We start from the raw sequence: 24,773 nt of genomic DNA on the forward strand, positions 1-24,773 counted from the left end.
ATTGGCGTGAATGTGCGTGCTTATATGAATTTGGTCCGTTGGGACCGTCCCGCGGGCTGGTTGCTGCTGTTGTGGCCGACATTATCGGCATTGTGGTTGGCGGCCGGCGGTTTTCCAGGCTGGCATTTGATTATTGTATTTACGCTGGGCACGATTCTGATGCGCTTTGCCGGCTGCTGTATCAATGATGTGGCAGACCGCAAGTTTGATCTCTATGTGAAGCGAACAATCCACCGGCCGGTTACCTCCGGAGAGCTCAGTGTGAAGCAGGCGCTGATGTGCGGGGCCATATTGGCGCTGCTGTCATTTGCCCTGGTACTGACGACCAATCTGGCAACCATTGTGGCCTCGCTTCTGGGGCTGTTTGTTACGCTGATTTATCCGTATACCAAACGTTTTTTCTCCATTCCACAGGCCGTGCTGGGGATTGCATTCAGCTTTGGCATACCGATGGCGTTTACTGCGGTGCTGGGCACCAACTGGACCTGGCATGGTGTGATCACAGGCACCCAGATGGGTTATGCCTGGCTGCTGCTGCTGGGCAATCTGTTCTGGGTGATTGCCTACGATACCGAATATGCCATGGTGGATCGCGATGACGATTTGAAGCTGGGCATGATCAAGACGTCGGCCATTACTTTCGGCAAATATGATACCTTCATCATCATGCTGTGTTATGTTGCGTTTCTGTTCATCTGGTCGCAGGTCGGATTCAGGCTGGGCGCACGCTGGCCTTACTGGCTGGGGCTGCTGGTGGCATTTGCGCAGGCGATCTGGCATTACACGCTGATTGAGAACCGTACCCGTGAGGGGTGTTTCAAAGCGTTTACGAAAAATCACTGGATTGGTTTTTCTATTTTTGCAGGTGTACTGGCGGGCAGTCTGCTTCCTTATTAAGTCAGTGGCTGGCGGAATCAGGCCGGCATTGTTTTAAGAGTCCGCACAGCGACAAATCTGATCATTTCTGTTTTGAATCTTTTGTTGAGCCCAGCACATCTGCAGATTGAATTACAGTTCATGTGTTGAATTGTGAGGGGAACAGTCAGTGAAGTGGCATGCTTATTTCAGATTGATGCGTTGGAACAGCCCGGCAACCGGGTTGCTGTTATGGCCAACGATGTCGGCATTATGGCTTGCTGCCCACGGCTTTCCTGGCTGGCACCTGGTGATTGTGTTTGCTTTGGGATCGGCTCTGATGCATTTTGCCGGTTGCTGTGTCAATGATACGGCCGACCGGGAGTTTGATCTGCATGTCAAAAGAACGCATGACCGGCCGGTGACGACCGGCGAGCTCACGCCCCGGCAAGCGCTGACATGTGGCGCGGTGCTGACGTTGATTGCATTTGCGCTGGTGCTCACAACCAATCTGGCGACCATTGCCGCTTCGGTGTTTGGTGCATTGATCACGCTGTTTTATCCTTTTGCCAAACGGTTCATTTCGGTTCCTCAGGCGGTGCTCGGGGTGGCTTTCAGCTTTGGTATTCCAATGGCGTTTACCGCGGTGTTAGGCGGGCCATGGCATGCGGTGGTGACCGGGCCGGGAATGGGCTATGCATGGCTGTTGTTGTTTGGTAATTTCTTTTGGGTGATTGCCTACGATACCGAATATGCCATGGTTGACCGTGATGATGATCTGAAGATCGGTATCAAAACCTCTGCCATCACATTCGGGCGCTGCGATGTTTTTATTGTCATGCTGTGTTATGGCCTGTTTTTGTCCATTTGGTCTTATGTGGGTATCCGTTTGCACGTGCACTGGTTCTATTGGCTTGGAATGGCTGCCGCCGGTGCGCAGGCGATCTGGTATTACACCCTGATCAAAGACCGGACCCGCGAGGGCTGCCTGAAAGCTTTTAACAACAATCAATGGCTCGGCTTTTCAATTTTTGCCGGCTTGCTGATTGGCGGCATCATTCCACCTGGCGTTTAACCGGGCGCATGGCTTTGCTGCGATGACCTGTCAGACAGGTGGATGTTGTGCTTCTGTTCGTGCAAAGTGCCGAAGGGTGTTTTGCACACAGCATGCCAGGCAGGTATATCGATATTGCAAAATAATCTATACCTGTGTCAAATCGTGTAACTGTATGATTCTATAGATATTTTTGTCATACATGAATTTCATTCATGCATTGGTGAAAATAAAGCGCTTTTTTGACAGGTTTTTTCTGTTCAAAATGCCTTATCATTTGAAGTTCCGCCACTGGCCAGGGGCTGTATATGCATCTGGCAATTGCTGGGCGAGTCGGGATAAAGCATTCCGGGTGTTGCATAGATGTCAGCGTTCGGGGTGAGCAGGTTTGAAAACGAAAGGTAAATAAATGGCAAAGACACATTCGCTAGGCTTTCCCCGTGTTGGTCGTATGCGCGAGCTGAAATTCGCGCTGGAAGATTACTGGGCAGGTAAGGCAGAACTGAAAACACTGGAAGACACCGCACAGAAAATCCGCCAGTACAACTGGGGCGTGCAAAAAGGGCTGGACTTTGTGCCCGCAGGTGAGTTCTGTTATTACGACCACATGCTGGACATGTCTACCCGTCTGGGTGTGATTCCTGAGCGTTATGTGGCTGATGAGTCGGCGGTTACCACCTATTTCCGCATGGCGCGTGGCCGTGCTCCGGGTGGTAAGGATGTGGCCGCACAGGAAATGACCAAATGGTTCAATACCAATTACCATTATCTGGTGCCCGAGCTGAAAAAGGATCAGAAGTTTACATTGAATATTGCAGACCAACTGGCACAGATTCGCGCTGCAAAAGCAGCCGGTGTGAATGTGAAGCCGGTGCTGGTCGGGCCGGTGACTTTCCTGGCATTGGCCAAGCAGCGCGATGCAGGCGAAAACAGCGAAGCACGCCTGGCACATCTGCCGGCACTGTTGCAGGCGTATGCACAATGGCTGAAGGCTTTGGCAGACGAAGGCATTGAATGGGTGCAGTTGGATGAGCCGATTCTGGTGACCGATTTGACGGCAGCATGGCAACAGGCTTTGCAGCAGGCTTATGCCGAGCTGAGCAAAGCACCGGTGAAAATTCTGCTGGCTACTTATTTTGGTACGCTGGGCAAAAACCTGGATACCGCTGTGAAACTGCCGATGGACGGGCTGCATATTGATGCAGTGGCCGGACGTGCCCAGCTTGATGATGTGCAGAAACTGTGGCCGCAGGACAAGGTGTTGTCAGTGGGCATTGTCAATGGCCGCAACATCTGGCGCACCAACCTGCGCCAGGCGGTGGAAACATTGCAGCCGATTGCCAAGGTACGTGGCGACAAACTGTGGGTGGCCCCCAGTTGCTCTTTGCTGCACAGCCCGGTGGATCTGACGTCGGAGGAAAGCCTGGATGGTGAAGTGAAATCCTGGCTGGCATTCGCAGTGCAGAAAGTGGGCGAAGTGGCCGTGATTGCCAAAGCGCTGAATCAGGGGGTGGATGCGGTCAAGGCTGAACTGGACGATTCCGATGCCGTAGTGAAATCCCGCCAGACTTCCAAGCGTATTCATCACGACGCCGTGGCCAAGCGCATAGCTGCAGTGACGGAAGCTGATTACAAACGCAAGAGCCCGTTCAGTGAACGCATTCAAAAGCAGCAGGCACAGTTGAAGCTGCCGATGTTTGCGACGACCACCATTGGTTCGTTCCCGCAGACGCCGGAAATCCGTGCTTTGCGTCGCGACTGGCGTGCCAGCAAGCTTTCTGATGCTGATTACACCAAAGCCATTCAGGCTGAAATCAAGCTGGTGGTGGACGAGCAGGAAGCTTTGGGGCTGGATGTGCTGGTGCATGGCGAGCCGGAGCGCAACGACATGGTGGAGTATTTCGGTGAGTTGCTGGAAGGTTTTGCATTTACCCGTTTTGGCTGGGTGCAAAGCTACGGTTCACGCTGCGTGAAGCCGCCGATCATTTTCGGTGACGTATACCGCCCCAAAGCTATGACCGTGGAATGGACCAGCTATGCACAGAGTCTGACGAAAAAACCGATGAAAGGCATGTTGACCGGCCCGATCACGATTCTGGGGTGGTCATTCCCGCGTGACGACCTGGCGCCAAGTCAGATCTGCCAGCAGATTGCACTGGCTCTGAGCGATGAAGTGCTGGATCTGGAAAAAGCCGGTATCAAGGTGATTCAGATTGATGAACCGGCTTTCCGTGAACTGCTGCCATTGAAGAAGGAAGATCAGCCTGCCTACCTGAAGTGGGCGGTGGAGTCGTTCCGTCTGTCCAACAGCGCGGTCGCCGATGAAACACAGATTCACACCCACATGTGCTATTCGGAATTCAATGAGATCATTGAACCGATTGCTGCGCTGGATGCCGATGTGATCACGATTGAAACATCACGCAGCGACAATGAACTGCTGGAGGTGTTCCGCAAGTTCAAGTATCCGAATGACATCGGCCCGGGTGTTTACGACATTCACAGCCCGCGCGTGCCTACGGTACAGGACATGGAGCAGTTGATTGAGCGCGCTGTCAACTATATTCCGGCCAAGCAGGTCTGGGTGAATCCTGACTGCGGGCTGAAGACCCGCCGCTGGGAAGAAGTACGCCCGGCGCTGAAGAATATGGTGGAAGCAGCGCATCACCTGCGCGCAAAATTCAAGGCCTGATTGCAGGAGTGCAGGACTTGAAATGCCAGCCTGTCGCTTTGACAGGCTGGCAGATGAATCTGATTCAAAATGATATAAAGAGAAAGAGCATTCGCATTGGCCTGCAGTTCGGGTTGTGAGTGCGGGCTTTTCACATAGCCGCTGAGGGGCGCATTATGGCTTTGTCACATGCACAGCAACTGGAGTTGCTTAACCAGAGCGTGAGCGAGTTGAAAAATGGTACGCAGGTATCGTTTGAGTTTTTCCCGCCAGCTACGGCTGAGGCGGAAGAAAACCTGTGGTCCACGATTACCAAGCTGGCTGCGTTAGGGCCGCGTTTCATGTCGGTGACGTACGGGCATAATGAGCAGTCACGTCAGCGCACGCACAATGTGATCAAACAGATCAAAGAGCGCACAGGCATTACCGCTGCGCCGCATCTGACGTGTATTGACGCTTCAGAAGAAGAGATTAAAAACATTGCCCGGGATTATTGGAACAGTGGTATCCGCCATATTGTGGCGTTGCGCGGAGATAAGCAGCCTGGGCGGCAATATACGAATTTTTACGCCAATGACCTGGTGCGCATGCTTAAAGAGGTGGCCGACTTTGAAGTCTCGGTGGCGGCTTATCCTGAAATGCATCCCGAAGCACGCAGCGCGCAGTCGGATCTGATTGCGCTCAAACGCAAGGTGGAGGCCGGCGCCAGCCGTGCGATTACACAGTTCTTTTTCGATGTTGAGAATTACCTGAGGTTCCGCGACCGTTGTGTCGGGGCCGGTATTGATGTTGAAATTGTGCCGGGGATTTTGCCGGTGACGAACCTGGAAACGCTCAAGCGTTTTGCGGGACTGACCAATGTAACGGTGCCTTCATGGCTGGCCCAGCGTTTTGAGGGGCTGGAAAATGACGCAATGACACGGCTGCTGATTGGCGCTTCGATTGCCATGGATCAGGTGCGTGTGTTAAGGCGCGAGGGCATCCGGGATTTCCACTTTTATACGCTGAACCGTGCCGAGCTGACGTATGCCATTTGCCATACGCTGGGGCGCAGGCCGGGCATGGCTGATTTGCCAGCCAAAGCCGAATCAGTATCCTGACCGGCCCGTTTGGCGAAGCGCGGCATTAGGCATTACTTTCCGAATTCGTCAGAGAGTTGCTGGCTGCGCTCGGCCGCTTTGTGCATGGCTTCAATCAGGTGCTGCTTGATGTGGTGCAGCTCCATATGCGAAAGCGCGGCATAAGTGGTACCGCCTTTGGACGTGACGCGCTCGCGTAAGGTGGATACCGGGTCTTCAGACTGTGCTGCCAGTGCTGCCGCGCCCGCGACGGTGGCAACTGCCAACTGGCGGCTTTGCTCAGCGCTCAAACCCAGATCCTGCCCGGCCTGTTGCATGGCTTCGATCAGGTAAAACGCATAAGCCGGGCCGCTGCCGGATACGGCAACCACGCCATCCAGTTGGCTTTCCTGTTCTACCCATACGGTTTGCCCCACACTCTGGAGCAGGGTATCCGCCGCCTGACGGTCAGCCTGTGGAACCGCATTCATGGCATACATGCCGGTAATACCTTGCCTGACCAGTGCCGGCGTATTGGGCATAACACGCACGATGCGTTCAGTTCCCAGCCAGGAAGCAATGCTTTGCGCTTTAATGCCGGCTGCAACACTGATATGCAAGGGAGATGAGGCAGGCAAAAAAGGCTTGATGGGCTGAACGGCCTCATGAAAAATCTGGGGTTTGATGGCCCAGACCAGGATTTTGGCCTGTGCCAGTATGTCGCTGGCCTGCTCTTGTGTCTGGATGCCGTATGCTTGTTTCAGGTGCTCGCGTTGCTGTGCATTGGGTTCAATGACACAAATGTCTTCCCGCGGGGTGCCTTGTTGAATCAAGCCGCCTAAGATGGCGGTAGCCATATTGCCGCCACCAATGAAAACAGTCAGTGTAGGGTCAGTACTCATAATGGATTGAATCAGGTTGATATATAAAAGAAGGGGCTAAATAGAAGAAATTATGTAAAGCAAAGGTGATGAAATAATTGTCCCGGTGAATTAAAAAGGAATTTTGCCAAAAATTATTTAAAAACGCTTTCACTGTGTATTAAAGCGGTAGTGGGAACAGCCTGTTTAATGTCATAATGAACCACCACGATTTGGATTACCATTGGCAACTCTCACGATGCGTACGTTTTTATTAAATTCAGACTCGTAAAATCATAATCAAGCAATGTTACATATTCAAAACCTGACTGTTAAATTTGAACAGAAAAAGATTCTGCGCTCTATCAACCTGGATATTCCCCAGCAAGGGGTGACCGCGATTTTAGGTCCATCAGGCACCGGAAAGTCGAGCTTGATGCGTACTTTGACCGAATGGAGCGATGCCGGCGGCAAGTTGCCAGCCTGGGTGGTTGAAGGTGCCATTGTGACAGAGCCCCAGAACCAGCCGGTCAAAATCGGCCTGGTCGGGCAGCGTCCCAAACTGGCGTTGGCATCGGTGCAGGAAAACCTGATGAGTGAATGGCCGTTGCGCGAACAGTTGACGTGGCAGGAGCAGCAAAGCCGGCTGGCAGCGTTTTTGCAGGATTATGGTCAGCAAGGCCTGCTGGAAAAGCTCAAGACAAACCTGTTTGATTTGCCGGCGGCCCAAAAGTCCATTGTGGCGATTTTGTCCAAAGTGCTGGCTGGCTACGATATGTTGCTGATTGACGAGCCTACCGCAGAAATGACGGAAGAGGAGGCGCGTCCGGTGCTGGATCTGGTCCGGCAGTTAGGGCAGAGAATGGCGGTTGTTTTGGTAACACATTCAATTGCCCAGGCCAAAGATGTGGCAGACCGGGTGGCGTTAATGGCCAGCGGGTGTGTGCAGGAGGCAGGGGATGCCAAAGCATTTTTTGCAGCCCCCTCAACAGAAGTCGGGGCCAGTTTTTTGCGTACCGGCTCGTGTCCTGAAATGGCATATGAAGAAAGTGAACACGATCATGACAGCGATGCAGCGCCGGAGCTCTTTACCTCCAATGTCTCGGCGTTACATCAGGCAGATCGTGGAGTCGCCCCTGATTTCAGCAGCGGGGCCATGACAGAAGCATTTGACCCTGTTGCATGGGCCAAGAGCGATGAGGCCAAGGCCAAGACGGAACAGGTGGGCCCGAAAGGGTTTAACTGGATGCTCAAGGACATGCTGGCCGGAACGCCGCTGCCGGGCCTGCTCAGAGATGTGAATGACGATTTGCAGGCATTGAAGGATGCCGGTATTACCTGGCTGATTTCTTTGACCGAAGTTCCTTTTGATGCCAAGCTGGCTGCGCCGTACGGAATTTCCTGCAGCGCGGTTTCCATGCCCGATATGGCTGCGCCAACGATCGAGCAGGCAGAAAAATTGTGTCGTTTTATTGAGAAAAAACTGACTGAAAATGAAAAAATAGCAGTGCACTGCAAGGGCGGGCAGGGCAGGACAGGAACGGTTTTGGGCTGTTATATGATATGGCAGGCACAAGGCATGCTGACCGGCAAAGATGCGCTGAAGGTGGTTCGCAGCGTGGATCGGGGCTGGGTTCAGTCAATTGAGCAGATTGAATTTTTAAACCAGTTTGCCGACTGGGTGGCTTCCCAGCCCGGGTTATCATTTACGGTGTCTGATAAAGTGGTTTTATAGAGATTAAAATTCCTGTCGAATATCTGAGTGATATTTGTTAAAATAACGCTATAAATAAGAAAGGAAGCCCCATGAGCTCATTGGATTTTGCCTTGCAAAAGGCTGTGACATCAATTCCTGACTGCGTTGCCGCAGGTTACGTTGACTTGGATTCAGGGATGTTGTTGGCAATTAAAACAGTGGATTCTCATCCACGGGAAGTGATTGAATTGTTGGCTGCTGCAACTTCTGATCTGTTTCAAGGACAGAATGTGCAGTTGATTGAGCAGATTTTCCGTAAAGCGCGTGGCGTCAGCGAAGACGGTCGCCATTATTTCCAGGAAATCATTGTAAACAGTGACAACCTGCTGCACGTATTCCTGCGGGGCAAAAAGCAGCACCAGGTGGGCTGTTTCGTTTGCCGTAAAGGGGCTAACTTGGGGATGGTGTTGACCAAGTCGCGGATGGCGATGCCTGAAGTTGAAGCTGCCTTATAAAAAAATGGGAAAAGCGCGTCTCCCATAAGGGGGATGCGTTTTTTTTTATCAAGTTGACACAGCAAAACAGTCGGAAATAATTGGGCTTGTTTTGTGTTGTGCAGGATCATGAGGTTATATGTCTGAGCCGTTGCGCTATCTGACTCCCACTGTATCAGGTATTTTAAAAGGATTGTCTGTTGAGGCTCCTGCGCACGAACGCAGTCTGATGGAGTTTCTGGTTGCTCAGACCAGTTCTTTTGTTTTTGATATTCAGAAACTGTCTTTGGCTACAGAAATGGCCGTGAAAGACATTGCCCCAAGCCTGATGAAAATGATCGACCTGGGCTACCTGAATGTTGATGTCGCCATGACCATTGAACAAGGCAGTGTAGCTGCCGGTCAGCAGGGCAGTGCCTGGGTGCGTTTATGCGCGGCGCTGGATCAACTGGTGTGCGAGCACAAGCCGGCCTGGATTGTGACATCTGATTTGTTATGCGTAGCGACCAGCAGCCAGTATACTGCTGCGCAGGCCGAAAATATGGCAATGGCCTGGTTTGGTCTTTCAGAATCAGCGGCGGCAGATAAGCCCGAAAGCGCTTATCTGCTTGAGTTTGTGAATACCCAGGTGCTGCTGCATTATCCGCGAGGCAACGCGTCTGTATCACCGACCGGTGTAGATGTGCCGGAGCTCAAGTCGGTCTGGACATTGGCCCAGGCGCTGCTTTGTTTGTGCGGATTTCGCCAGTTGACACGAATTAACCTGAGGAGATAAGTGTGTCGTCGAGTATTGAACAGTATCTGGATTCAGTGATTCAGGACGTTCCGAGCCTGCAACTGGCGGTTTTTGCCAGTGTTGATGGTCTGGTTTTGGCTCAGACATCCCGTTATGATGTGGATTCCAGCTTGGCGGCAGCCTGTGCAAGCGAACTGCTTAGACAAACGCAGTTACAGTTGTCTACTCTGGTTCCCGGTACCGAAGCTTCAGGAGTGCTGTTTTGGACTTCTTCTGGTGCATGGTACATTGAGCGGGTGGCTAAAGCGGGCGTATTGTTGCTTCAACTCTCAGATGTAGAGCATGTCGGGCTGGCACGCGTGGTAGCACGTAATCTGGCGGTTCAGTTGAATAAATTGCTTTAATTCGGCGTTATTTTCCGTTATCTTCTGATAACGTTACGAAACTACAGGCATGGCATTCTCTCACAGGGGCCATGCTTTTGTTTTGGGCGGTTCTCTGGGCGCAACTGCTGCGCAGCGGTGTTACTCTTAAGCCAGACATATGTTTCTTGTGCGGTATACAGCCAGAGCAGATGTGCGAGTCTTTAGCTCAGACATCACGCGCGAAGCGAGTGTGCTTGGTGGTATCCGGTATATTCAGACGATACTGGTAATTGAAGCATGTTGCAGGATGTGGATAAATCATGAAAGTTTGCATTTTTTTCCGTGGATATGTGGAAGTGGATGCCCCGCTTTGGGCACATGATTTACAAGAGGCATTGCCTGAGCACGAGGTGAAGGTCTGGCAGGAGGGTGATGCGCCTGCTGATTACGCCGTGACATGGCGGGCCACACAGGCGTTTATCGACCACCAGACCAGGTTACGTGCGTTGTTCAATGCCGGTGCCGGGGTGGATGCATTGTTGCAGTTGCAACTGCCGCAGACACTGCAGGTGGTACGCATAGAAGACAGTGGCATGGCGCAGCAGATGATTGAATATGTCAGTTATGCCTCGCTGCGTTTTTATCGCGAATTTGATTTTTACGCGCAGCAACAGGCGCATGATTTATGGGAGCCGCGGCAGGTCAGAGACAAACAGGCATTTCCGGTGGGCATATTGGGGCTGGGGGTGCTGGGGCGTCAGGTTGCCCAGGCGGTACAGCAGCTCGGTTTTCCTGTGGCTGGCTGGAGCCGCACCGCCAAACAAGGGTTACCGTTTGCGTGTCATGCGGGTGATGACGGATTGCATCACTTGCTGTCATCCAGTAGGATTTTAGTCTGCCTGCTGCCTTTGACCTCTGCGACGCAGGGCATTATCAATGCGCGAACGCTGGCTTTGCTCAAGCCTGATGGCTACCTGATCAATATTGCGCGTGGCGGGCATGTGGTTGAACCGGATTTGTTGGCCGCTCTTGACCAGGGGACACTTGCAGGGGCGATGCTTGACGTTTTTGCGCAAGAGCCGCTGCCGTTGGAGCATCCTTTTTGGAAACATCCTAAAGTGACCATAACACCGCATGTGGCCGCCGTTACGCCCAGAGCCAATACCATCAGGCAGATTGCAGAAAAAATCCGCCTGTTGGATCGTGGCGAAACAGTCTCAGGGGTGGTGGATAAACAATTGGGATACTGATAATACGAGGGTGTGCTGACACACCCCTTGATAAAAGGAGACATACGGATGAACAATGTGAAGGAGGCCGCTCATGTGAGCCGTCTGCCTCAGGGCATTCGCCGGGTCCATACATTTTTAGAGCAACGCGGACATAGCTACTTTCCTGTGCTGTTTGATGATGCAGCAAATACCGCACAACAGGCGGCAGATGCTTTGCATGTGCAGTTGGGGCAGATTGCCAAAAGTATTATTTTCCGGCGTAAAAAAGACGATGCTGCCGTACTGGTGATTGCCAGCGGAGACCACCGGGTAGATGAAAAAAAGGTGGCATGTCACCTGGGGCTCAGTGCTTCCGGCCTGGGCCGCGCTGATGCGGATTTTGTGCGGGAGAAAACAGGGTTCGCCATCGGAGGCGTAGCGCCAGTGGCGCATACCTGTGCGCCTGTTACTTTGCTGGATCGGGAATTGCTGCGGTTTGAGGTGATATGGGCTGCCGCAGGGCACCCCAAGGCAGTTTTTCAGCTTTCGCCGTCAGACCTGTCTCAGTTTACCCATGCGCACTGGTACGATGTTGCTCACAATGTGCCTTAAGGCTGTATAAATATACAGTTTATTTTATAATGTGGTACAAATGCTTAAAAAGCAAACATGTCATCAAGTGTGCAAACGTCTCATGGTATAAAGTAAAGACGGATGCCGTGGATGTAGAGGCCCAATAATCAGCAGAAACAGCATGTCTCTGATGGTATGTTGGAAGATAGGGGAGCGTTCGGATGCAATGCTCTTGAAAAGCTCGGATATTTGAGGATGTTATGAGCAAGATTCCCAATATGGCAGTGCATTATTTTATCAATCCTGCCTATGACAAAAGCCAGAAATATGGCGCCAAGCAGGCTCATGTGCTGGACGCAGATGCACTGAAGGCAGCTCGCGCAGAAATAGAGAGCTGGCCTGATTACCATGTCACTCCCATGCACTCGTTGCAGGCATTGGCAGATGCGTTGGGGGTGGCGCATATCAGTTATAAGGATGAAGGCTCACGCTTTGGGTTGGGCAGTTTCAAAGCGCTTGGCGGAGCCTATGCCGTGGGGCGCCTGTTGTGTCGCGAGGCCGGTAAACGCATGGGGCGTGATGTCACAATGAATGATCTGCGTGATGACCCGGATGTGCGGCAGGTCTGTGCGACGCTGACGGTGACGACGGCAACCGACGGTAACCACGGGCGCTCGGTGGCATGGGGCGCCAGCTTGTTTGGCTGCCAGTGTGTGATTTATATTCATGCCACGGTCAGTGAGGGGCGCCAGCAGGCAATTGAACAATACGGGGCCCGCGTTGTACGCACGCAAGGTAACTACGATCAGGCCGTGCACCAGGCAGATATGGATGCCAAGGAAAATGGCTGGTTTTTGATTTCTGATACGTCGTATCCCGGCTATACAGATGTGCCGCGCAATGTGATGCAGGGCTATCAGGTCATGGTGGCAGAAGCTGCTGAACAGCTGGAGAAGCCGCCAACGCATATTTTTGTGCAGGCCGGTGTTGGGGCTTTGGCTGCGGCAGTGTGCGGTTATTTCTGGGAGCATCAGGGTGAAGAGCGCCCGGTGTTTGTTGTGGTGGAGCCTGATAAGGCCGATTGTTTGTATCAGAGTGCCCAGGCCGGGGAAATCAAAGCGGTGGATGGTGCTTTGGATACTTTGATGGCGGGTCTGGCTTGTGGAGAAGTATCTGTGCTGGCCTGGGATATTTTGGCGCAGGGTACCAATGCGTTTTGCATGATTGATGACGCGGCGGCGGTGGCCACGATGAATGTGCTGGCGTATCCGCAGGGGGATGACCCGGCCATTGTCGCTGGCGAATCTGCTGTGGCAGGGCTGGCGGCTGCCATTGGTGCATTGCAGGATGCCAAGGCCCGAATGGATCTGGGGCTGGATTCGAAGAGCCGGCTGCTCTTTTTTGGCAGCGAGGGCGATACGGACCCGGTGCTTTACCAGAAACTGGTTGGCGCCAAGGCTGAACAGGTATTGGCTGGCATTAAATTAAACGAAGGTGGTTAAAAAAGAACTAAGGCAGGAAAGTCCAACCAGGTTGGACTTTCTTTTTTTGACAGGCGCAATGGATGCAAGGAAGTTATGCATACAAACACAAGCGCCTTTGATTTGAAGAACAGAGGAGATAGACAATGCGTTTGAAAGATAAAGTCGCTTTGATTACAGGTGCTGCTGCCGGAATTGGTAAGGCAACGGCATTGAAGTTTGCCAAAGAGGGCGCCGCGCTGGTGTTGACGGATGTGAATGAGAACGGCGTCAAACAACTGGCCAAAGAGATTGAGCAGGCGGGCGGCAAAGCGATTGGCATGGGGCATGATGTGACATCCGAACAGGCCTGGGTGGATGTGGTGCAGGCGGCGGTCAAGACCTACGGGACGCTGGATATATTGTTTAATAACGCAGGCATCTACGTGATTAAACCGCTGGTGGAGATCACTTTGGAAGAGTGGAACCGGTTGATGGCAATTAATGTCACGGGTGTTTTTCTCGGCATGAAGCACGCGATTCCCGTCATGGCCAAGCAGCATAAGGGTTCGGTGATCAATGCGTCTTCGATTGCGGGCCTGAAGGGCGCTGCCGGGCATGCATTGTATGGTGCCAGCAAGGGTGCGGTACGTATCATGACGAAAGATGTTGCCATGGAATATGCGGGTGACAATGTGCGGGTGAATTCTATTCATCCGGGCTATATTCAGACCGAGATGGTGGAATATGCCTCTAAAACGACAGGTAAAGCCGTTACAGAGCTGGCACAGGCTTATCCTCTGAAACAGATTGGCACGCCGGACGGTGTTGCAAGCCTGGTTTTGTTTTTGGCATCAGATGAATCCAGCTTCATTACAGGCGCTGAATATGTGATTGATGGCGGGGTGACTGCACAATAGTGTGGCTGGAACTCTCTGCCCAGTACGAAGGCGCCGTTCAGGGCGCCTTTTTTGCGATGCATTTAGCTGAGGGGGTGAAAAGAAGCCCTAGTTTTGAAGAAGAGTACGCGCATAAACAGGACTTAGACCTTAGAATTCAAAGTTTGGTGATTTTAAAGGCTCATGCATTTTTGCCGTGTCAGTTTAAGCGCTGGCCGGGCAAGTCTGGTTTTTATGCTTTTTCCTACCGTAGAGTTTGGCCTGTTTTTTCTGCTGGCACTGGGTATATCCTGGGGCCTGTATCGCCATTTGGTGTGGCAGAAAGCGTTTTTACTGCTGGCCAGCTACGTGTTTTACGGGTTTTGGAACTGGGCGTATGTGCCGTTGCTGTTCGGCATCTCGCTGTTTGCCGCCCTGATTGCGCAGCAGATTCAGCGCCACGAAGATAAAAAAGTCAGAAAACGCTGGCTGATTCTGGGCGTGGTCGGGTGTCTGGCCGTATTGGCGCATTACAAATACACAGTCTTTTTTCTGGAAACGCTGCTGGATGTCTGGAGCATATTCGGACCGCCGCCAACGCTGAATCTGGAAACCATAGAGCTGCCGCTGGGGGTATCGTTTTTTGTTTTTCATGCCATTTCGCTGCTGGGTGACGTTTACCGCAACAAGCTCAAACAGAAAGTGGAGATTGGCGATTCGCTGTTGTATGTGGCGTTCTTCCCGCAACTGATTGCCGGCCCGATTTTGCGCGCTTCTTATTTCATGCCGCAGTTGCGTGTACAGCGCGATCCGCAGCATATCCGCACTAACCGTGCGCTGATGCTGATCGTGATGGGGCTGTTTAAAAAGGTGGTCATAGCCAACACGCTGGCGACACGGGTGGTGGACCCGGTATTTGCCGCACCTGAACTCTATAGCGGCGCGGACATGCTGCTGGGTATTTATGCCTACGCGGTGCAGATCTACTGTGACTTTTCCGGGTATACCGATATTGCCATTGGCTGCGCGATGCTGATGGGTTTTAAATTTCCGAAAAACTTTGATTCACCTTACATGGCTGCCAGCCCGCAGGAGTTCTGGCGGCGCTGGCATATCTCTTTATCAACCTGGCTGCGTGATTATCTGTATATCCCATTAGGTGGCTCGCACAAAGGCCCGTGGCGTACCAACCTGAACCTGATGGTGACGATGTTGCTGGGAGGCCTGTGGCATGGCGCCAACTGGACATTTATGGTCTGGGGTGCCCTGCACGGGTTTTATCTGGTGGTGCATCGGTTATGGAGCCTGATTCCGTGGCCGGCTTTACAGCGCATGCGCAAGACAAAAACCTGGCGCTGGGTGGCGCGGTTGCTGTTGTTCCATGCGGTGTGCCTGGGCTGGGTGTTTTTCCGATCATCCAGTTTTGATCTGGCGTTTGATGTGCTGGGGCGGCTGTCGGACTGGGGTGCGTTTACACTGGCCAGTGCGCCGGTGCTGGTGATGCTGCTGATCGGCCTGGCCGGGCAATATACGCCGCGGCGCTGCCTGAACGGGCTGGAACTGCTGTTAGCCCGCTGGCCCGCTTTTACCAGAGGGCTTGCGTTGGCCGTAGCGGTTTTTGTGATTGATTTGTTAGGGCCCACCGGCATTGCCCCCTTTATTTATTTTCAGTTTTAGATAAGAGCATGAGTAAGCAGCGTCAACCTCTTTTGCGAAACAATTGCCGGCAACTGTTGTGGGTGGTGCTGGGCTTTGTGCTGTGCATCAGCCTGCTGGAGGCCAAGGGGCTGGTTGTGTGGGCACAGCGGCTGGAGGTTGGGCCGCTGCAGCAGGGGATTTTACGGCTGGTGGAAGCGGTTGACCGCAGTTGGAGTGCGGTGGCCGCACCCGTGACAGAATTTCGCCCGCAGGCGTTGGGTTTTCTGACCAAGCATGGCTGGTCGGATATGCCGGTGGATACGCAAGACAACGTCAGCTCGATAATCGGCGGAGCAACCAGACAGGATGGAGAGCCTTCTGTGGTGCCGGGAGGCTCGGATGGGGATGGTGGTGATACACCACCGTCGTCTGCCCAGCCTGAAGGCGGAGAGGCAACCGGACAGCCGGATGGAACAGGCATTTTGGTGCCACCTGGTTATGCCGGGGGGACGGCAGAGCAGATACAGCAGGGCTGGCTTCCTGCCATTCAGCCGGCAGGGGATATGAAATTGCCTCAACTGCCGCAGGCACAGACAGAGAAACCGCGCTATGTCGTTCTGGCCGGAGATTCGATGATGGCGGTAGGGCTGGGTGCACAGTTGCAGCGCGATCTGGCGGCATACCGCAACAGCGTGGTGACCGTGAAGGCGTTCCGCTCGGCAACCGGGTTGGCCCGGCCGGATGTATTTGACTGGCAGAAAGAATATCCGCTGATGGTGGGCAGCAATGTGAAGCCTGCGGTGGTGATTGTGGCCATTGGTGCCAACGATACGCAAAACCTGGAAGTGAATCGCAAAGTACTGACCTTGGGCAGCACCGAATGGCGTGACGTATATGCCAGCCGTCTGACGGATTACCTGAATATGCTGACCCGGGATGGTGCGGTGGTACTGTGGATCAAACTGCCACCGATGCGCCCGAATAAATACAACCAGAATATCAATGTGGTGAATGAAGTAGCCTACAGCGTGGTGTCACAGAACCCGCGCGCGATCTGGTGGGACGTGTCGGACCGCTTTACCGATGCCAATGGCAAGTTCCAGGAGTTTGCCACTGTGCAGGGTGCGCGCCGACCGATACGGATACGGCAGGCCGACGGGATTCACCTGTCAGATGAGGGTGCCAAACTGCTTACCGGAGATATTGTGACATGGTTGAATCCGGCCCCCTTGCAACCGCCCAAACCACCGGAGCTGCCACCTGAACCGCTGCCAGAACCAGCGCCTGAGCAGGACCTGCCCGCAGAACCTCTTTCTGGATCGGTGGAAGTACCTTCCGCTGGGGCACCGGTAGTTTCTGCAAATCCTGTAACTCCTGCAACGCCTGCACAAGAGCAGATTGCACAGCCGCAGTCTGAACCGGTGGAGATCATGCCTCCTGCACAACCGCCACAACCTGCTGGCGAATAATAGGGATAGCAGGAATAAAACGAATAGCAGGAGCATAAAAAAAGAAGCGCATGACATGCGCTTCTTTTTTAAGTATGGCCGGTGTGCGACCAGTTTAGCGGTTCTCAGTGAAACTGCGCAACCTATCTGAACGGCTGGGGTGTTTGAGCTTGCGTAAAGCTTTGGCTTCGATTTGGCGGATACGCTCACGTGTCACGTCAAACTGTTTGCCTACTTCTTCCAGCGTGTGGTCGGTGCTCATCTCAATACCGAAACGCATGCGCAGTACTTTGGCTTCGCGTGGGGTCAGTGAATCCAGCACATCCTTGACCACGTCGCGCAGACCGGCTTGCATGGCGGCTTCCACCGGTGCAGTGTTGCCGGTGTCTTCGATGAAATCGCCCAGGTGGGAATCATCATCGTCTCCAATCGGCGTTTCCATGGAGATAGGCTCCTTGGCAATCTTCATGATCTTGCGCACCTTGTCTTCCGGCATTTCCATCTGCTGTGCCAGCAGTGCCACATCAGGCTCAAAACCATGCTCTTGCAGATGCTGGCGATTGATGCGGTTCATCTTGTTGATGGTTTCAATCATGTGCACCGGGATACGGATGGTGCGGGCCTGGTCGGCAATGGAGCGGGTAATGGCCTGGCGAATCCACCAGGTGGCATATGTCGAGAATTTATAACCCCGGCGGTATTCAAATTTGTCTACCGCTTTCATCAGACCGACGTTGCCTTCCTGAATCAGATCCAGGAACTGCAGACCGCGGTTGGTGTATTTTTTGGCAATGGAAATGACCAAACGCAGGTTGGCTTCGATCATTTCTTTTTTGGCGTCGCGGCTCATTTTTTCGCCCAGAATCATGTCGCGGTTGATTTCTTTGAGCCGCTCCAGCGGTACCACCACGCTGATCTGAAGGTCGATGAGGCGCTGCTGTTTTTCCTGAATATCAGGAATATTGCGGCCGATGATTGCGCTCCAGGCCTTATTGGTGTTGGAATGGTCAACTGACCATTGCAGGTTCAATAGTTGGCTGGAGGCCGGTTTGCCGTGTTTGTCACGCCCGCTGAATTCGGCAATGAACTGCTCCATCGGGTAGCCACAGCGCTCAACAATGATTTTGCGCAGTTCACGCTCCTGCGTGCGCACATCGTCAACCTGCTGGCGCAGAATATCACACAGCCGTTCAATGGTGCGTGCGGTAAAGCGGATGGTCATCAGCTCTTCAGTCAACGCATGTTGTGCCTTGTGATAGGCTTCGGAGCCGTAGCCGTGTTTGGTGTACGCGTCGCGGATTTTATCGAACAGTTTGCTGATGCGGTCAAACCGGTCCAGCGCTTCGTTCTTCAGCTCTTCCAGTTTGGCGGTGAGGGCATTGCCTTCCTCATCGTCATCGTCGTCATCAAAAAAGTCCTGGTCTTCTTCGGCCACCCAGTCGTCGGCCTCATCCGGATTGACAAAACCGTCGACCACCTGTGAAATCTGAGTCGTTCCGTCTTTGATCTCCTGCGCCAGGCAGAGAATTTCTGCAATGGTGGTGGGAGATGCGGAGATGGCTTCCATCATCTGCTGCAGACCGCCTTCAATGCGTTTGGCGATTTCAATTTCGCCTTCGCGGGTCAACAGCTCTACAGAACCCATTTCACGCATGTACATGCGTACCGGGTCGGTGGTGCGGCCAAATTCAGAGTCGACGCTGGATAAAGCGGCTTCAGCTTCTTCCTCGGCTTCTTCTTCAGTGGCTGCCGAAGATGCATTCTGATTGAGCAGCAGGGTGTCGGCATCGGGTGTCTGTTCATACACAGAAACGCCAATGTCGTCGAGCATCGCAACCACAATGTCAAAGGTTTCGTTTTCGGCCAGTTTATCGGGCAGATGGTCATTGATTTCGCCATAAGTCAGATAACCACGGGTTTTGCCGAGTTTGATCAGGGCTTTGAGCTTGGAGCGGCGTGACGTGATTTCATCTTCAGACAAAACACCTTCATCCAGCCCGAATTCTTTCATCAGGGCGCGTTCTTTGGCGCGTGAAACTTTCATGCGCAAAGGTTTTACCCGCTCGGTAGAAGTGGTCTCCGTGGTATCTTCTTCAACTTCAGCTTCTTCTTCAATAACAACTTCGCTGTCATCATCAAAGTTGTCGTCATCAGCAATAAAGTCATCGTCTTCACTGAAGTTGGGGGCTTTGCTGGCAGCAGCTCCTTTGCCTTTGGCAGCGGTTTTTTTGCCGGCGGCAGGTTTGCGGCCGCGTTTGGCAGGAGCTTGCTCAACGAGCTCTTCGTCAAGCAATTCGGCTTCCTGCTTTTTGGCTTTGGCGCTGGTTTTGGCCTTGGCTGCCTTGGGTGCGGCGGCTTTTTCTGTTTTGGTTCGCGCTACAGCTGTTTTGGTTGCTTTGGTCGCGGCAACTTGTGCAGCCTGGCTACTTACCCGCGTTTTCTTTTTGACGGCGTCTTCTTTGGGTGGGGTTGCTTTTTTATTGCTTGAGGTGCGTGCGGTTTTCGTAGTTTTGGCTGTAGCCATGGTGATCCTTCGTCAATTTAAGCTTTAATGCATAGCCTGTGCAAAGATGTTTTTGTTGGAGTGCAAAAAGGCCCATGGCTCATATAGGGTCTCTCTGCGATAAAACAACACACACCAGTACAGCGGCTGTAACGCGATTAACTTAATGCAGCAGAAAACGGGGTTAACTCTGTAAGTATCAAGACCTTCTCAATGAGATATAGGTCCGAATGGCAAAACAACAAGGCTTTTGAGTTAAATGTGACGAAGGTGTTTACACGAGTTGTGACAGGATATGCCATTGGATATGCGACTGTCTGTAACTTTGGGAGACACCAAATGCCTGCTTGTTTGCCTGCTCATACGCGCCCCATGGGGCACAAAGCAACATTTTTAATTATAACGCTTCTGAGTTATGTGAATCAATGGACTGAAATTGTAAAAAAACAACACTGTTTGCAGCAATATGGCCGGGCCAATTTGGCCGATCAATCGGTGCTCCTTGCATAAAAATGGCCAGGAAGTTTGGCTTCCTGGCCACCAAATGAACGGTTACCAGTGTTTAAAGGTTAATTTCAGTGACTGGAATGCACGAGCAGAACAGGTTACGGTCACCATACACATTGTCAATTCGCCCAACCGGTGACCAGTATTTGCGCATGCGCAGGCTGTCCACCGGGTAGGCCGCAATGTGGCGTGGGTAAGGGTGCGACCAGTTTTCATCCGCGATCATTTGCGCGGTGTGTGGCGCGTTAACCAGCGGATTGTCATCCTGCGGCCAGACGCCATCAGCCACCTGCTGTATTTCTTTGTGAATGGTGATCATGGCTTCACAGAAACGCTCCAGTTCGATGAACGGTTCACTTTCTGTGGGTTCAACCATCAGCGTGCCCGGTACCGGAAAGCTCAATGTCGGGGCATGAAAGCCATAATCGATCAGCCGTTTGGCAATGTCTTCGGCACTGATGCCGGTTTTTTCTTTGAGGGGGCGAATGTCCACAATGCATTCATGGGCCACGCCACCGCCTTTGATGTCCTTGCCCCCTGTGTAAAGAATGGGGTAGTAACTGCTGAGCCGGGCGGCAATGTAGTTGGCATTCAGAATGGCGACTTCAGTGGCTGAGCGCAGGCCTTCAAACCCCATCATGCGGATATACATCCAGGTAATGGGCAGTACGCCGGCATTGCCAAGCGGTGCGCCCGATACGGCACCAGCCTTGCCTTGCCCGGGCAGGTAAGGGGCAAGGTCTTCGGCCACGCATACCGGCCCTACGCCTGGGCCGCCGCCGCCGTGGGGAATGCTGAATGTTTTGTGCAGGTTCAGGTGCGATACATCACCGCCAAACTGCCCGGGCGCAGCGATGCCGACCAGCGCATTCATGTTGGCGCCATCCACATAAACGCGTCCGCCATAAGCATGCACGATCTGGCATAAGGTGTCGATGCCGCTTTCGAACACACCGTGTGTGGACGGGTAGGTGACCATGATCACGGCCAGCTCATTGGCGTGTTGTTTGCACTTCACCTGCAGGTCATCCAGGTCGACATTGCCTTCTGCAGTGCATTTCACCGGAACGACTTTGAATCCGGCCAGGTGCGCGCTGGCCGGGTTGGTGCCGTGTGCGGATTCCGGAATCAGGCAGATATTGCGGTGGCTGTTGCCTTGTGCTTCAAACCAGCCGCGAATCGCCAGCAGGCCGGCATATTCGCCCTGTGCGCCTGAATTGGGCTGCAGGCTGATGGCTGCATAGCCGGTAATCTGGCACAGCCAGTCACGCAGCAGCTGATCAAGTTCGGTATAGCCCTGGCGTTGCTCCTGTGGGGCGAACGGGTGTATCTGGGCAAACTCCGGCCAGGTGATGGGAACCATTTCGCTGGTGGCGTTGAGTTTCATGGTGCAGCTTCCCAGCGGGATCATGCTGCGGTCCAGCGCCAGGTCTTTGTCGGCCAGATAGCGCATGTAACGCAGCATGGCGGTTTCGCTGTGAAAGCCCTGAAAAACCGGGTGTGTCAGGTAGTCGCTTGCACGTTGCAAGTCAGCCGGGATCAGCGGCGGCAGTCCCTGCGTATAGCTCTGAATGGTCGGGACTGCGGCGTTATCGCCTGCGAAAACCTGCCACAAGGCTTCAATGTCTTGCGGTGTGGTGGTTTCGTCCAGAGAGATTCCCAGCTCATTTTCGTTGACGTAACGCAGGTTCATTTGTGCCTGTATGGCGCGTTGTGCAATGACCTGGGTTGTTGCATCTGTGCGTACTGTCAGGGTATCAAATGCGCTGCTGTTGGTTACCGATAAACCCAACCGTTTCAGCCCGTCGGCCAGAATGGCCGTGTAATTGGCGACCCGCAATGCAATGCGTTGCAGCCCTTGCGGGCCGTGGTACACCGCGTACATGCTGGACATGATGGCGGGCAACGCCTGGGCCGTACAGATATTAGATGTGGCTTTTTCGCGCCGGATGTGCTGTTCGCGCGTTTGCAGTGCCAGCCGCAGGCCGGGGTTGCCCTGGGTATCCTGGCTGACGCCAACCAGTCTGCCGGGCATCGAGCGCTTGTAGGCATCTTTACAGGCCATGTAGCCGGCATGGGGGCCGCCGCAGGCCATGGGGGTGCCGAAACGCTGGGTGGTGCCAACAGCAATGTCTGCGCCAAGTTCTCTGGGAGAGGCCAGCAGTGTCAGTGCCAGAATGTCGGCGGCCACAATGGCAAGCGCATCTTTTTCGTGCAGTGATGCAATAACAGGGCGCAGGTCGTGAATGTCGCCACGCACCCCGGGGTATTGCAGCAGGGCGGCAAAGCAGCCGCTGCGTGCAGCCATGTCGAATGGGCCGACCTGAACGGTAATGCCCAGTGGTTTGGCGCGGGTCTGCACCACATCCAGTGTTTGCGGCAGCACGTCATCTGCCACAAAAAAGATGGTGGATTTGGACTTGCTGACACGCGCTGCGAGCGTCATGGCTTCTGCGGCAGCGGTGGCTTCATCCAGCAGGGATGCATTGGCAATGTCCAGTCCGGTCAGGTCGGTGACCATGGTCTGGAAGTTGACCAGTGCCTCCATGCGGCCCTGGCTGATTTCAGCCTGGTAAGGGGTGTAACCGGTGTACCAGCCGGGGTTTTCATAGATGTTGCGCAAAATGACATTGGGCACCAGCGTGTTGTAGTAACCCTGTCCGATAAAACTCTTGAAAACCTGGTTTTTGCTGGCGATGGTGCGCAACTCCTGCAGCGCCTGGTTTTCAGGCAGCGGTTCTGGCAGCGGCAGCGGTTTTTTTAGCCGGATGGCTTGTGGAACCAGTGTATCCATCAGCGCCTGGCGCGAAGCCGCGCCGATGGCATTGAGCATGATGGCTTCATCATCGGCAGATGGGCCGATGTGCCGGTGGACAAAAGCATCCTGAGGTGCCAGTTCACTCAAAGGGTGTGCAGAAATCGTCAGCATAAATTTCTTTCAGAAAATCCAGTCAAGAGCAGTTACAGCAATCGGCATGTCTTGCATGCACAAAAAGGTTCCATCAACCTTCTTTTTTCAGCAGTGCTTCATAAGCAGGCTCGTCCATCAGGGCGTCAAATTCAGCCATGTCGGTGATTAAAACCTTAAAAAACCAGCCGTTACCCATGGGGTCGCTGTTGGCGAGGGACGGGTCTGCACGCAGCGCTTCGTTGACTTCGACCACCCGACCTGCTACCGGCATGAAAATGTCAGAAGCCGCTTTGACCGACTCTACCGTGCCTGCAACTTCGCCTTTGGCGTAAACCTTTTCCAACTCGGGCAGGTCGACATATACAATGTCGCCCAGCGCGTCCTGCGCGTGCTGCGTGATGCCGATGGTTGCGGCCTCATCGGTTTCAAGTTGAATCCATTCGTGTTCTTCGGTGTATTTAACAGTCATGTGTGACTCCTGATCGTTTGAAAAATGAAAAAAATAATCAATGGGCGTGTCCGCTTTTGAGCCGGGAGCCGGTTCTGGCGCAAAATGACCAGAATGGGCAGAAAACAAAACGGCAATTCACAAAGCCTACCACAGCCATTTAAAAATCGGGTACTACCCCCGGAAGTACCGGGGCGGCATGAACGGCAGGGCGGCAACTTCCATCGGGATGTTTTTGCCTCTGACCAGCGCGGTCACCTTGGTGCCAACGCTGCTCATCTCGGGTGGCAGGTAGCCCATGGCAATCGGTTTATCCAGCGTGGGGGCCAGCAGCCCGCTGGTAACCTGTCCAATAGGCGTGCCGTGTTCGTTTTGCAGCACAACCCCTTCGCGCACCGGAACACGTTCCAGTGCGACCAGTCCGACCCGTTTGCGTGTCACCGGTTCGGTTTTATCAATCTGGGCCAGTACATGCTGCGCTCCCGGAAAGCCTGCGGCGCGTTCGCCGCCTGTGCGGCGCACTTTCTGAATAGACCACAACAAGGCGGCTTCAGCAGGCGTGGTGGTGCTGTCCATGTCGTTACCGTACAGGCACAGGCCGGCTTCGAGTCGCAGCGAGTTGCGCGCACCCAGGCCGGCGGGCATGACTTCTGGCTGCTTGAGCAGCGCCCGTGCCAGTTGTTCGGCTTGTGCTGCTGGCACCGAGATTTCAAAACCGTCTTCCCCGGTGTAGCCGCTGCGGGTGATATGGCAGCGAATGCCGTCCAGTTCATACCAGCCGCCTGTCATGAATACCAGTTCAATCGGGCGCGGGCTTAGGCGCTGTATGGCTGTAACAGCCTGGGGACCTTGCAGGGCCAGCAAAGCATGAGACTCCAGGTATTCGATCCGGCACCGCTTGCCAATGTGCTCCTGCATGTAGGCAATGTCGTTGACTTTGCAGGCACCGTTGACAATGACAAACAGGTCTTCTCCCCGGTTGAACATCATCAGGTCATCGATAATGCCGCCGGCACTGTTGAGCAGCAGGCCATAGCGCTGATGACCTGCTGGCAGGCCAATCACATCGGCGGGAATCAGGCTTTCCAGTGCCGGGGCGGCGTCTGCCCCCGTGATGCTGAGCTGCCCCATGTGCGAAACGTCAAACAGGGACGCTGCAGTGCGTGTGTGTTTGTGCTCGGCCATAAGCCCGGCAGGATATTGCACCGGCATATCGTAGCCTGCAAACGGCACCATACGGGCACCTAATTCCAGGTGCAGGGCATGCAGTGGTGTTTTCAGTAAGGCGGTTGTTGGCTGGGCAGTGGATGACATGACAGCAATTCCTGTTGTGGGCAATGTAAAAACAAACCAGCACGACACCCTGCAGGCGTGATGTCTGGTTTACTTGCCCTCGCTGTCCCGGGT

19 protein-coding genes are annotated in these 24,773 nt (G+C 53.6%); 14 read left to right on the plus strand and 5 right to left on the minus strand.

Translation table 11 applies throughout. The features are described 5' to 3' along the window. Nucleotides 1–24 precede the first annotated feature (24 nt). From ubiA to metF, 4 genes are all read left to right on the plus strand, one after another. A complete protein-coding gene (gene ubiA, locus CUZ56_RS06105; RefSeq protein ID WP_126979253.1) occupies nucleotides 25–897 on the plus strand; it encodes a 4-hydroxybenzoate octaprenyltransferase in 873 nt (290 codons plus the stop codon). Between the two features lie 175 nt (nucleotides 898–1,072). Beyond that, nucleotides 1,073–1,930, plus strand: coding sequence for a 4-hydroxybenzoate octaprenyltransferase (locus tag CUZ56_RS06110; RefSeq protein WP_126979690.1), 858 nt, complete (start codon nucleotides 1,073–1,075; stop codon nucleotides 1,928–1,930). 388 nt (nucleotides 1,931–2,318) lie between these two features. Further along, entirely contained in the window at nucleotides 2,319–4,601 is a 2,283-nt protein-coding gene (gene metE, locus CUZ56_RS06115; protein WP_126979255.1) for a 5-methyltetrahydropteroyltriglutamate--homocysteine S-methyltransferase, read from the plus strand. Nucleotides 4,602–4,756: 155 nt separating this feature from the next. Next, complete coding sequence (gene metF, locus CUZ56_RS06120) at nucleotides 4,757–5,680, plus strand: methylenetetrahydrofolate reductase (protein ID WP_126979257.1); 924 nt, start codon at nucleotides 4,757–4,759, stop codon at nucleotides 5,678–5,680. Nucleotides 5,681–5,712: 32 nt separating this feature from the next. Here the strand turns inward: metF and proC are convergent, their stop codons facing one another. Beyond that, nucleotides 5,713–6,540 (minus strand): pyrroline-5-carboxylate reductase, encoded by an 828-nt coding sequence (gene proC, locus CUZ56_RS06125; RefSeq protein ID WP_126979259.1) that lies wholly within the window; start codon nucleotides 6,538–6,540, stop codon nucleotides 5,713–5,715. Between the two features lie 265 nt (nucleotides 6,541–6,805). On the opposite strand from proC, the gene CUZ56_RS06130 reads away from it, so the two are divergent. The 10 genes from CUZ56_RS06130 (at nucleotide 6,806) to CUZ56_RS06175 (ending at nucleotide 17,018) form a co-directional block, all read left to right on the plus strand. After that, nucleotides 6,806–8,233 carry a phosphatase domain-containing putative toxin gene (locus tag CUZ56_RS06130; protein WP_126979261.1) on the plus strand — a complete coding sequence of 476 codons (1,428 nt, stop codon included), beginning with the start codon at nucleotides 6,806–6,808 and terminating at the stop codon, nucleotides 8,231–8,233. A 71-nt stretch (nucleotides 8,234–8,304) separates the two neighbouring features. After that, a complete protein-coding gene (locus CUZ56_RS06135) occupies nucleotides 8,305–8,709 on the plus strand; it encodes a roadblock/LC7 domain-containing protein (RefSeq protein ID WP_126979263.1) in 405 nt (134 codons plus the stop codon). Between the two features lie 118 nt (nucleotides 8,710–8,827). Continuing rightward, nucleotides 8,828–9,463 (plus strand): hypothetical protein, encoded by a 636-nt coding sequence (locus CUZ56_RS06140; RefSeq protein WP_126979265.1) that lies wholly within the window; start codon nucleotides 8,828–8,830, stop codon nucleotides 9,461–9,463. 2 nt (nucleotides 9,464–9,465) lie between these two features. Next, the gene (locus tag CUZ56_RS06145; protein WP_126979267.1) at nucleotides 9,466–9,828 is read left to right on the plus strand and encodes a roadblock/LC7 domain-containing protein; all 363 of its coding nucleotides are present in this window, start codon (nucleotides 9,466–9,468) and stop codon (nucleotides 9,826–9,828) included. Between the two features lie 281 nt (nucleotides 9,829–10,109). After that, a complete protein-coding gene (locus CUZ56_RS06150; protein ID WP_126979269.1) occupies nucleotides 10,110–11,039 on the plus strand; it encodes a 2-hydroxyacid dehydrogenase in 930 nt (309 codons plus the stop codon). A gap of 48 nt (nucleotides 11,040–11,087) precedes the next feature. Next, a complete protein-coding gene (locus tag CUZ56_RS06155) occupies nucleotides 11,088–11,612 on the plus strand; it encodes a YbaK/EbsC family protein (RefSeq protein WP_126979271.1) in 525 nt (174 codons plus the stop codon). Between the two features lie 221 nt (nucleotides 11,613–11,833). Continuing rightward, the gene (locus tag CUZ56_RS06160; protein ID WP_126979273.1) at nucleotides 11,834–13,075 is read left to right on the plus strand and encodes a diaminopropionate ammonia-lyase; all 1,242 of its coding nucleotides are present in this window, start codon (nucleotides 11,834–11,836) and stop codon (nucleotides 13,073–13,075) included. Between the two features lie 125 nt (nucleotides 13,076–13,200). Next, on the plus strand, nucleotides 13,201–13,953 hold the full coding sequence (locus tag CUZ56_RS06165; protein WP_126979275.1) for an SDR family NAD(P)-dependent oxidoreductase: 753 nt from the start codon (nucleotides 13,201–13,203) through the stop codon (nucleotides 13,951–13,953). Nucleotides 13,954–14,166: 213 nt separating this feature from the next. Beyond that, nucleotides 14,167–15,588 (plus strand): MBOAT family O-acyltransferase, encoded by a 1,422-nt coding sequence (locus CUZ56_RS06170; protein WP_126979276.1) that lies wholly within the window; start codon nucleotides 14,167–14,169, stop codon nucleotides 15,586–15,588. A gap of 8 nt (nucleotides 15,589–15,596) precedes the next feature. Next, nucleotides 15,597–17,018, plus strand: a complete 1,422-nt coding sequence (locus tag CUZ56_RS06175; protein ID WP_162615266.1) for a DUF459 domain-containing protein — start codon at nucleotides 15,597–15,599, stop codon at nucleotides 17,016–17,018. 94 nt (nucleotides 17,019–17,112) lie between these two features. Here the strand turns inward: CUZ56_RS06175 and rpoD are convergent, their stop codons facing one another. The 4 genes from rpoD to gcvT all read right to left on the minus strand — a co-directional run bounded on the left by rpoD (nucleotide 17,113) and on the right by gcvT (nucleotide 24,680). After that, nucleotides 17,113–19,521, minus strand: coding sequence for an RNA polymerase sigma factor RpoD (rpoD, locus tag CUZ56_RS06180; protein WP_126979281.1), 2,409 nt, complete (start codon nucleotides 19,519–19,521; stop codon nucleotides 17,113–17,115). A 541-nt stretch (nucleotides 19,522–20,062) separates the two neighbouring features. Further along, nucleotides 20,063–22,936 carry an aminomethyl-transferring glycine dehydrogenase gene (gcvP, locus tag CUZ56_RS06185; RefSeq protein WP_126979283.1) on the minus strand — a complete coding sequence of 958 codons (2,874 nt, stop codon included), beginning with the start codon at nucleotides 22,934–22,936 and terminating at the stop codon, nucleotides 20,063–20,065. Nucleotides 22,937–23,009: 73 nt separating this feature from the next. Then, nucleotides 23,010–23,387, minus strand: coding sequence for a glycine cleavage system protein GcvH (gcvH, locus tag CUZ56_RS06190; protein ID WP_126979285.1), 378 nt, complete (start codon nucleotides 23,385–23,387; stop codon nucleotides 23,010–23,012). Nucleotides 23,388–23,540: 153 nt separating this feature from the next. Beyond that, nucleotides 23,541–24,680 carry a glycine cleavage system aminomethyltransferase GcvT gene (gcvT, locus tag CUZ56_RS06195; protein ID WP_126979287.1) on the minus strand — a complete coding sequence of 380 codons (1,140 nt, stop codon included), beginning with the start codon at nucleotides 24,678–24,680 and terminating at the stop codon, nucleotides 23,541–23,543. Nucleotides 24,681–24,773: the final 93 nt, after the last annotated feature.

Source organism: Saezia sanguinis, assembly GCF_003991585.1.
GTDB classification, from domain to species: Bacteria; Pseudomonadota; Gammaproteobacteria; order Burkholderiales; family Burkholderiaceae_C; genus Saezia; species Saezia sanguinis.